At 45.8% G+C, this 10,271-nt stretch carries 9 protein-coding genes; 4 read left to right on the forward strand and 5 right to left on the reverse strand.

Annotation, left to right across the window (positions count from 1 at the left end; translation table 11 throughout):
- Window positions 1-74 precede the first annotated feature (74 nt).
- On the forward strand, window positions 75-854 hold the full coding sequence (locus tag QUB26_RS21955) for a photosystem II S4 domain protein (RefSeq protein ID WP_333239017.1): 780 nt from the start codon (window positions 75-77) through the stop codon (window positions 852-854).
- Window positions 855-1,040: 186 nt separating this feature from the next.
- Here the strand turns inward: QUB26_RS21955 and QUB26_RS21960 are convergent, their stop codons facing one another.
- Window positions 1,041-1,826, reverse strand: a complete 786-nt coding sequence (locus QUB26_RS21960) for an SDR family oxidoreductase (RefSeq protein ID WP_333319710.1) — start codon at window positions 1,824-1,826, stop codon at window positions 1,041-1,043.
- 96 nt (window positions 1,827-1,922) lie between these two features.
- Between QUB26_RS21960 and QUB26_RS21965 the strand changes: the two genes are divergently transcribed.
- On the forward strand, window positions 1,923-3,257 hold the full coding sequence (locus QUB26_RS21965; RefSeq protein WP_333319713.1) for a hypothetical protein: 1,335 nt from the start codon (window positions 1,923-1,925) through the stop codon (window positions 3,255-3,257).
- 88 nt (window positions 3,258-3,345) lie between these two features.
- On the opposite strand, the gene QUB26_RS21970 is transcribed toward QUB26_RS21965, so the two are convergent.
- The 3 genes from QUB26_RS21970 to QUB26_RS21980 form a co-directional block, all read right to left on the reverse strand.
- Window positions 3,346-3,582, reverse strand: a complete 237-nt coding sequence (locus QUB26_RS21970; protein WP_006634188.1) for a 2Fe-2S iron-sulfur cluster-binding protein — start codon at window positions 3,580-3,582, stop codon at window positions 3,346-3,348.
- Window positions 3,583-3,685: 103 nt separating this feature from the next.
- Window positions 3,686-5,152, reverse strand: coding sequence for a cobyric acid synthase CobQ (gene cobQ, locus QUB26_RS21975; RefSeq protein WP_333319715.1), 1,467 nt, complete (start codon window positions 5,150-5,152; stop codon window positions 3,686-3,688).
- 230 nt (window positions 5,153-5,382) lie between these two features.
- Complete coding sequence (locus QUB26_RS21980) at window positions 5,383-7,002, reverse strand: Ycf66 family protein (protein ID WP_333319717.1); 1,620 nt, start codon at window positions 7,000-7,002, stop codon at window positions 5,383-5,385.
- Between the two features lie 372 nt (window positions 7,003-7,374).
- Here QUB26_RS21980 and QUB26_RS21985 point away from each other — a divergent pair, with 372 nt between their 5' ends.
- Window positions 7,375-7,557, forward strand: a complete 183-nt coding sequence (locus QUB26_RS21985) for a hypothetical protein (protein WP_333238998.1) — start codon at window positions 7,375-7,377, stop codon at window positions 7,555-7,557.
- Window positions 7,558-7,930: 373 nt separating this feature from the next.
- Window positions 7,931-8,371, forward strand: a complete 441-nt coding sequence (locus QUB26_RS21990) for a DUF6918 family protein (RefSeq protein ID WP_333238996.1) — start codon at window positions 7,931-7,933, stop codon at window positions 8,369-8,371.
- Window positions 8,372-8,487: 116 nt separating this feature from the next.
- Here the strand turns inward: QUB26_RS21990 and QUB26_RS21995 are convergent, their stop codons facing one another.
- On the reverse strand, window positions 8,488-10,095 hold the full coding sequence (locus QUB26_RS21995) for a HoxN/HupN/NixA family nickel/cobalt transporter (RefSeq protein WP_333319719.1): 1,608 nt from the start codon (window positions 10,093-10,095) through the stop codon (window positions 8,488-8,490).
- Between the last annotated feature and the right edge of the window lie 176 nt (window positions 10,096-10,271).

Below are 10,271 nucleotides of genomic sequence, written 5' to 3' on the forward strand. Positions count from 1 at the left end.
GCGACTGTTAAAAAAGTAGACTTTTTAGTTACAGCAAGGTTTGGCAATTTCAAATTAGAATCTAAAATTGACTGATGTTACAAAGAGAAGAACTGTTAAAAGGCATCGAAAACCGCGACTGTGTGGCGCGGGCGATCGACCAAGCGGAACAAGCAATTAAAACTTGGGAAGTTACTCTGACTGATTTTCTGTCGCCTCCAGAATTGGCGGACACTCTGACGGTATTTAAGCGCTTAACAGACGTGGAATTAGTGGCTTGGGGCGGCTACCCGCAAGCTGAAAGACAAAGAATTGCGATCGCGCGATCGGATATCCCGATCGACTCTGCTAGCGTTAACGTTGCTGCGGTGGAGATTGCTGGCAATTTCTTGTTCGATACAGCTTCTCACCGCGACTTTTTGGGGGCGATGTTGGGTACGGGAATTGTCCGCGAGAAAACTGGCGATGTGATTGTTTTGGGAGAACGCGGCGCGCAAGCCATTGTCATGCCGGAGATGGTAGAGTATTTGGAGATGAGTTTGCAGCAAGTGCGATCGGTTCCTGTGAAAACTACGCGCATTGAGTTGAGCGAACTCAAAATTAGAGAACCCAAAAAGAAAGAAATGACAACCGTTGAAGCATCCATGAGATTGGATGCTGTAGCCTCGGCTGGATTCGCAATGTCTCGCAGCAAAATGGCCGATTTAATTGGCAGCGGTGACGTGCGAGTTAACTGGAAAGACGTTACTCAAGCTAGTTATAATGTCAAGTCTGGAGATTTAATTGCTGTTACGGGCAAGGGAAGATTGGAAATTGGGGAAGTTGCTGTTACTAAGAAGGAACGCTATCGAGTCCAGTTAACTCGATATTTGTAATTCTCGGAATTAGTAATTGGGAATTGGGAATTGGGAATTGGGAATTTTTTTCCCTGTTCCTTTTTCCCGATCACGGCTAAATGGGTTAAATCTCGTACACAATCTGTTGCCGAACTTTCCTAGAACCCATCTCGGTTAAATCCGTTAAATCCCGTAGACTACTTCCTTCCCCAACTTCCTTCGTAATTACTCTTTCGCCCGAAACAGTTTTCCTACCGACTTCACCAAAAGTTCTCGCGGCATCAATCGAGGCATATTGGCGATGATTTGATTGGGAATTCCCCCTGTCACAACATTAGACTCATTTTTGTCTAAAGCTTTCAAAGCATCTCGCACTACATCCGCTGCGGGAACGAGTTTTTGCCCGCTGCTGGATGCCATTGATTGAGGGAATTCAGCTACTGCGAAAAAGTCTGATTCTGTGGGCCCTGGACAAAGGCACAAAACGCGAATTCCTAAATCTTTGTTTTCCGCCCAAAGTGCCTCGCTGAAACTCAAAACAAAGGCTTTAGTAGCTGCATACATTGACAAGTACGGCATCGGTTGAAAAGCTGCGATGGAGGCAACATTGATGATACTTCCTGCTTTTCGCTGCCGCATTCCCTGCAAAAATAAGTGCGATAGTTCAACTAATGCTACAATATTTAGTTGCACCATGCTTACTTGTTTCGCAAGCGGGCGATCGGCAAAAGCACCGTAATCGCCAAAACCCGCATTGTTCACCAACAAATCAACCGTCCAACCTTTTTTAACAACCGCGTCAAATACAGCAGTTGTGGCTCCTGGTGCGGTCAAATCTTGAACGATAATTTCAACCAAAATATTGAATTCCTGTTGCAGTTTAGCAGCTAGCTGTTGCAATTTGTCTTCGGAACGAGCTACCAAGATTAGATTGTGCTTGCGTTTCGCTAATTCGGCGGCAAAGGCTGCACCAATTCCGCCAGAAGCACCAGTGATTAAAGCAGTGGGCATGAACTTAATTCGGATTATTTGAGATAAACTTTATATATTTTAACAATTATTATGACAGGGAACTTATAAAATAATTAAAAGGAATAGGTGAGTTTTATGGCGCGTCTTACCGATCGAGCTTTTGAAATTTTGCGGGCCGAAGTTGACAAGTGCGCGGCGGCTGATAGTCTAGCCGGTGATGTCTACCGACGGATGGTAATCAAGCGGTTGGAGAAGTTACGATCGCAAAACGGCACTTTCGCGTCAAGAGAAGAAATCCGCGATACCTTCAAAGACGAATTTCCCAACTTCAGCGAACAAGCTCTCAAAGCTGCCGTCAAAGCCAACCGCCCGCCCGGATTGTTCGGTAAAATCATCTTTGCTGGGAGTTTGCTGGGAAGTGCTGCGGGGATAATTTGGCTGATTAATCTACCTCTTCCCATGATTCGCTGGCCCGTGGCGAAGACAATGCCGATACTATTGCTGCCGAGTTTTATGAGTATGGATCACAATTACCGGCAGGCGATCGCCCTTGTGGAACAATCCGATCAACTCGTGAATAAAGCCACGGCTGTCGCTGATTTTGACTTGGGCGAAATTAAAGCAAAAGAGGCTCAAAAACACCTCGACGCCTTGCCGGTGTGGTTCCTCGGCTACTATCCACAAACTTACTGCAATTTTTTCGGCTGCAGTTGGCGGTTTACAGTCGATGAATTTCAAGCCGCCCGCAAAAATGTCGGGCGGATGGAGGCTCAGATTTTCCAGCAAAAAAATGCTTTTACTCAGTTAAATCAAGTCGAACAAACTCTCAACGCGGCGAAACAGCAGTATCAGCAAGCCAAAACCGCCACAGATAGACAAAAAGCGACGGTAAATTGGCAAAGTGCGATCGACCAACTCAATCAAATTCCCGCCGAAACCCTCGCGGGAGAAACGGCTAAGAAAACACTCAAAGCAGCAGAAAGAGACTTTCAAGCAATGGGCGGCGTCGCCACCGGTTCTGTGCAGGCTGACAACTTAATTGAAGCTGCCAAAGAATTTGCTTTCTCCGCCGCCGTCGCCGCCAAAAACCCGCCCCATCCCGCCGCACAGTGGGAGCAAATAGCACAATTGTGGCAAGAAGCTATTAACAGACTGAAATTGATTTCTGTCGATAACCCTGGTTATCTCGACGCTCAAACCAAACTCGCTAAATATCAACAAGATTTAGGAACTACCCAGATTAGACTGGAAGCAGAAAAAGATTCTGCAAAAGCTTTGCAAGCAGCTAAAAGCTTGTTTGCCAACTTGCAAAATAATGTGAATTCTCAAAATCCCGATAACTCCCTCAGCCAGTTGCAACAAATTATCAATCAATTAGAATCCGTCAAACCCGGCACAACTGTTTATCCCGAATCCCAAAAATGGCTGCAATCTGCTCGAAAGAAACAGCAAGAATGGCAAAAAAATTAGCTGTTGACTGTTGACTGTTGACTAATGACTAATGACTAATGACTAATGCCAACAACCAACTGCCAACTGCCAACTGACTACTAACAAATTACCAAGTCGGGTCAACATACAGATTAATTGTCACTTGCTTTTTCCCCGAAGGGATGCCGGAAATACAAGCACAAATCGTATCTCCGCCATCAATTTCTACTTCGCAAGCGTGACAAGAACCCATGAGACAGCCGGTAGGAATAGAAACCCCTGCACGTTTGGCTACATCTAGCAAAAGCTCTCCTGGTTCAGCTTCAACTGTTACATTATCTGGTAAAAAACAAACTTTTGTCATTGAATTTGAACCTCAACTCTAACAAACAATAGTTAATAGTCAACTGTCAACTGTCAACTGTCAACTGTCAACTGTCAACTGTCAACTGTCAACTGTTAACTAATTAACCTAAAATATGCTTTATATCTAAATGCTTTTCCACTGTATCTGCTAGAGAGTCTAACAGAGTTTCTCGGTGTTCTCGGTAATTAGGAATACCTGTAGGCAATGCGCGGAGTCCCCGCTGCTGCCGCAAGTGATTTAACCAAGCTCGCCGCCAAGCTCCGTTGTCAAAGATGCCGTGCAGGTATGTACCCCAAATTGATTGAGAAGTATTGACAATCCCTAAACTAGCATCGTCAAATAGCGGTTGAGTCAAATCTGACTCTAGGATTTGCGTTTTTCCTTGATGAATTTCGTAACCGGAAACTGGCAAACCCGGTTGAGGATAGTTAGATGTTACGATGCGTTGGCGGGCAATTTTGTTCGGTGCCATCGCCGTTTTCAAAGGCAGCAATCCTAATCCTGGAAATTCTCCCTTTTCTCCCTCAATGCCTTCTTTATCGGTGATACTTTGTCCCAGCATCTGAAAGCCGCCGCAAACTCCCATGACGGTACCGCCAGCTACTAAATAATTTTGAATAGCTTTTGCCATACCTGTTTGGCGCAGCACTTGCAAATCGGAAATTGTAGTTTTAGAGCCTGGTAAAATCACGGCGTCTGGATGGCCTAAATGGTCTTTTGGGCTGACATATTTGACGGTGACGCTAGTTTCCGACTCCAGGGGGTCAAAGTCGGTAAAATTGGAAATTCGGGGCAGGCGGATGACCGAAATATTTATGTCGGTTTGAGAATTGGGAGAACGCCGATCGAGCAAATCGAGAGAATCTTCTGAGGGAAACACTTCGTCTATCCAAGGAATCACGCCAACTACCGGGATTCCCGTCCTTTCTTCTAGCCAAGTCAGGCCGGGATCTAAGATCGATTTTTGCCCTCGGAACTTATTAATAATGAATCCTTTAATTAAAGCTCGTTCGTCGGGATCGAGCAATTCCAAAGTACCGATGATGTGAGCAAAAGCACCGCCGCGATCGATGTCAACTACTAGCAAAGTTCGAGCTTTTAAATATTTAGCTACCCGCATATTTGTTAAATCGCGGTGTTTGAGATTAATCTCAGCAGGGCTACCGGCTCCCTCACACACAATCATGTCAAATTCTTGCTTGAGAAATTCTAAAGAGTCCCGAATAGCTTGCCAGCCGATATCGAAATACTGCTCGTAATATTGAGCTGCTCGCACATTGGCGATCGCCCTGCCCTTGACAATCAATTGAGAAGTCATGTCTCCTTGTGGCTTGAGCAAAATCGGATTCATTTCTACCCAAGGTGCGACGCCCGCAGCCCAAGCTTGCACTGCTTGAGCGTAACCAATCTCTCCGCCGGCCGCTGTGACATAGGAATTCAGTGCCATATTCTGACCTTTAAACGGAGTTACCCGCCAGCCGCGTCGAGAAAAAATTCGACATAAAGCTGCAACGAGTAAAGATTTCCCTGCGTGAGATGTTGTTCCCACGACCATAATTGCTTTCATAATATTAAAAGAGAAGGAAGAAGGCAGAAGGCAGAAGGCAGAAGGCAGAAGGCAGAAGGCAGAAGTAAAAAGTAAGAAGTAAAAAGTAAAAAGTAATAAGTAAAAAGTAAGAAGGCAGAAGGCAGAATCAAAAAAATTCTGGTTTCTACCTTTTGCTTTTGGGCTCAAGATGATGGCTTATCTTCGCCGGATACATTCTCCGACTTGGATTCAGCGGCCGGTTTAGCAGTTTAGACTAGATCCGAAGGGGGGGGATTCGGGCGAATCAATTCCGGTTGTTCTCCCTCAGAAGATGGTGTTTTATCTGTGGAAGGGGGGGGATTCGGGCGAATCAATTCCGGTTGTTCTCCCTCAGAAGATGGTGTTTTATCTGTAGATTCGATCGAGATCACTGATACGGAAACCGTTTCCACCTGCACGCTCAACCCAGGTTCTCCCGGTATTTCTATCTCTACAGGCGGTGCCATTTCTACCACAGTCATTTCCAGAGATACAGCAGGGGCTTCTGCTTCTGGTACGCCTGCTGCTTCCGGTTCACCAACAGCAGCCAGCGGTGTCTGGGTTTCCAGAGATAAAGCAGGGGCTGCTGCTTCCGGTTCACCAACCGCAGCCAGAGGTGTCTGGGTGTCAGCGGACGATCGATCTTCGATCGTCCCGTCCCCTATTTTGTCAGAACTCGCGGTTTCTGTAGCCATCAACTCGGCCATTGCTTCAACATCGTTGGGAAACGGCACTCCAAGGCTTGTTTCCACAGCAGTGTTGCTGGTTTCGGCTGCCACTTCCGCAGCCGCCTGGGCTAATTCGGATTCGAGAATTTGGTCAATACCCGATGCTGGAGTTGCCGTTATTTGAGATTCAGGTGCGATCGATTCTGGAGTCACTGAAGGTTTTGGCGTCTGCGGAGTTGCATCAGATTTGTTTTTACCCGCACCCCGTCCCAACATACCGCCGAGACTATTTTTGATGTTGTCAAACAGACTACCGAAACCGCCGGATTTTTTAGCTGGTTTAGGAGGAGTAGGAGGAGTTGGGGCCGCCGTTGGGGCCGCCGCTGCCGCTGCCGCCTGCGACTCTTTAACGGCTGTCCTCCATTCTGTTTCCTCGTCAAAATCATCGACTTCTGGCTGCTGTGGAGGCTCTGGCTGAGCCTCTGCTGGCTCCACACTTGGCGCAACGGCAATTTCTGAAATTTCTAGAGGTAGAGGTAGAGGAGTGAAACTGCTGGCTAATTCTGCTGGGGTTGGTGAAGTCTCAGCAGCAGGAGTTTCGACTGAAAACACTGGTATTTCTGCAATTGCAGGTGGTTTTGAGTCGGGAATTTTCAAGTCAGGGGCGATCGCACTTTCGGCCGAAAGTGCGATCGCATTTTCAGCAATACTTTCAGCTATGGGGGAAATCGCCGGCTGTTCCTCTAGCTTTACCTCGCCCTTATCCACAGTGGGTGCTGGAACCACATCAGTTTTCGGTTTGGGCGATCGAACAAACTTAGGTTTTTTCGCCGCTGCTGCGGGTTCTTTTTTCTTGGCAAACAAGCCAGTAAACGGCACGCCTGCTGCAGCCAACTTCGCCGACTGAGGAATCGGCGTTTGCTCAGCAATCGGCGTCACCTGCCGGCGCAAAGTCAGAGTTTCCCAGGCAAACCAGCCCAACATCGCCACGCCCGCCATTTGACCAAGCAGGAGAGCACCAGTAATTCGTCCCGCACAAGCCCATAAAATTAACGCATAAAAAAGCCCTACCCCGCTCCAGGTAAAATCACTTTTGCGGTGCACTTCTGGAAAAAAGAAGGCCGCCATGTAAATACTGAAGCTGCCTAGACCGACCGCTAACGCCAGAATGTATGCAAGCATCTTGTCGGTACCTCCGCTGTGTCAAATAACTTCTACGCGCTAATTCTACCTTTGAGAGAGACTCAACGGCTTCTTTCTCTAGGACAATTCTTGATTTTTAGGGAAGTTTGGCAGGGAAGCAGTGTAAGGGATTTAACACGTTCAACGGATGTTGACGCCAGAAGTGCGAGTCAAGATTTCCCACTCTCCCCCACATCCCTAATGCCCATTACCCCCTAGGCTCACACCCCCTATCCCCATCACCCCCTTCTCCGTGGTGATATATGTCACTTAGACTATGCCCATGCGATCGCACCAAGCGACTGAGGATGTTTATATGTTGTAGGTGTAAGAGGAATTATGCCCTAGGGCATATGTATGGGAGAAAGTGCCATGTTAGAAAAATTATTATTAGCGGCCGGCTTAACCTTATCGCTTCAAATATTTCCCGGACTAAGCACTTCCGCGAAATTACCGAAAAATTTGGTATTGCGATCGAGCGATCGTCCGGCTCAAACCCTGAAACTTCCCATCGTTTCAGTACCTGCAGGCATCAAGCCGAATGTCCAATCCTAATGATACGTGCCAGATCATACGTGCAAGTGCGATCGGACTTAGGCAGAGCCTTTCTAATATTTTTTTCGAGCTGTCCTCTTTTCTATGTGACTGTTCACAACTCATCAGTTTGTAGTCAGGGCTTTAGTCCTCATTAATATCACCTAATAAGGACTAAAGCCCTTACTACAAACCGTAGGCCAATAATTAGTAGTAGATAAAACATTAATTCCCCTAAAATACTAAACAAATCTCAACATCAGGCTGTCTTATAGAGACATTCAAACCTTAAAAAACTTGGGAAACCTTGAGTAAAGGCTCAAAATAGATATATGATGTCAGATTGAGCTTAAAGCTAATAAGCACATTGACTATTAAATCAAGGAAAGCGAAAATGGGACTTAGCGATATTCTCTTGAATGAAAACCACAGAGAAACTTTTGTTGATGACTGTGTAAAGTTGATAGACCAACAAGTTGCAGCAGCCTCCGGATTGGGTGGTTTGGCTCTGAAAGCTGCCTACTCTACTGTCAAGGGGATACGGGCTGACTATTGCGCCCAAGTCGTCGATCAACTTCTGCCAGAAATCTCGATCGCACTCGATCCGATGTGGGCTGAAGGGGTAAACAATGGCAACCCAGTAGAATATCTAGCCCAAAGAAAAGGTGAAGTAGCAGACGAATTGCTCCAAATCAGCGACAAAAGGGTCGAGAAAAGCACAAGATCGATGGTTAAAGGCGCCTATGCCAAACTCCGCCCCTCAGCCAAGAATTACGTGGAAAAGGGAGTACCCGATTTAGCCGAAATTATTAATAAACATAGTGCGGCCGGATAAGTGAGCAACGGCTAAAAACAAAATACCCAGATACCCGGCTTCTTCAAGAAATCGGGTATCTAAAATCCGACTTATTCGTAAGTTTGTAGTTAGGAGGGAGAGTCATAATTTTATGCTTATCCATTGCCAATTACCCATTGATTTGCAGCCAATATTTTCAACATCGCCTGTCCGGTAATTCCCAACCCCAAAAACATTACAAACATCGCACTAATCGCAGGCAGAAATTTGACTGCTGTTATCTGTTTGGGCAGTTTATCAAAATTCCGTTTGGCATAAACTAAGATTAATCCGATCGCACTCAGCACTAAAGCCAATCCCAAACTAAAGGCTACCACTAGCGTCATTCCCAAACCAACATTGCCCAAAGCCGCCGCGCTCAACAGCATCACCAAAGCGGAAGGACAAGGCAACAAACCGCCGGAAATTCCCAACGCCAATAAGCTTTTCCAAGTAATGGGAGAACCGTCAGCACCGGGAGGCAAATGCGAATGAATCCGGCCGTCTCCGTGATGGTGGTAGTGGTGAGATATATCGGGTTTTACAGGTGTAAATTCTCTCTCCCAACTTCCTCTATTTAAAAGGTTTACTGGTTCCTCACGGTTTATATTAAGGAGTTCCGTCCTTAAAAACCAGTTTTTATTAAAACTTTTAGTCTTAATTTTTTTGATGAATTCAGTTTTCACAACTAATACCAATTTTAAAAAAGAATGCAACAGTATTCTTGTTCCCCCCCTTTGCAAGGGGGGGCTAGGGGGGGTCGAAGAGTGTTGCACGATTTTAGATAAATGGTATAACCTAGTCTTGATTTTTTCTAAGAGTAAATTTAGCCCGATGAAAGCTACTAATAAACCTGAGATTAAACTCAGCCAAGGATCTAATTTTTCTGGGTCAATTAAGTTAGAAGCAAACAAAGTAATTCCGCCCACAGCAAACACGCCTGCAGTGTGAGTAATTGTAGTCGTCGCAGCTAGAAATAAAGCGTGTATCGGAGTAGCCCGCGAACCCACTAAATAAGCGCCGACTATGGTTTTTCCGTGTCCGGGCGACATCGCGTGCACGCATCCCCAAGCAAATGCTCCCGCTATTGCTAGCAGCAAACTCCAACCTGAATCCCAGATAGATTCATTTTCACCTAACAAAAAATCCCGGTTTTGCGGCGTAAACACAAAGCTTTTTACAGCACCCCCTTGTACAATCGTAGCTTGGCAGCTAGCTGTCGGAACTTCTGGCAAAAACAGATTATAATTAATCCGCAATTTCTCTGGTTTAGAGATGGAAATTGAGTCAGGTAAAGCGGGGGTTTTATCTTGAGAAGGTGCGGGCCAGGTGTAGTTTAAGATTAAGGTGCTGTGGGTATTGGGCTGCTGTAGTAAGCTGGGGGTTTTAGCTGCTATTTCTAGCGGTTTTACTGCTACGGAGCCTTGAATGTTGCTACTGTTTGTGAGGCGGATTTGTTGGCTAAAAAACTTTTCTAGCTGTGTTTGGTGGCTGCGAACTTCAGCAGGTTGTAGCTGGCTGTCTCGATTGTCGTCGGCGAAGTTTGTTAAGCCGGTTGGGAAAGTTAATGTTATTTCGGTTTGCAAATCGTTGACTACTATTTCTGCTACGGATAAGTCTGCCCAGTGTGAGTAAACTGGTCGGGTTGAGGTTGTTAGTAACAAGGAAAGTGTCAGAAAAAATAGGATAAATAATTGGGAAAGTCGGTTCATTTTGTACAGCATAAATTCCTTTTTTTTGTAAGTTTTTTGGTAAGTAGTTTGTGTGTGTTGGGATTTTTTAGGCGATCGCTCTTTTCGTGAGTCTCACAGTCCGCCGGGGATCATTGGTGACAAGTTAAGACTGTAAGTCTTTTGTCAAGAGGCTTTTAGAGAATTGTTGAAAAAAAACTGGTCAGACC

The organism is Microcoleus sp. B4-C1, assembly GCF_036705285.1.
Taxonomy (GTDB): domain Bacteria; phylum Cyanobacteriota; class Cyanobacteriia; order Cyanobacteriales; family Microcoleaceae; genus Microcoleus.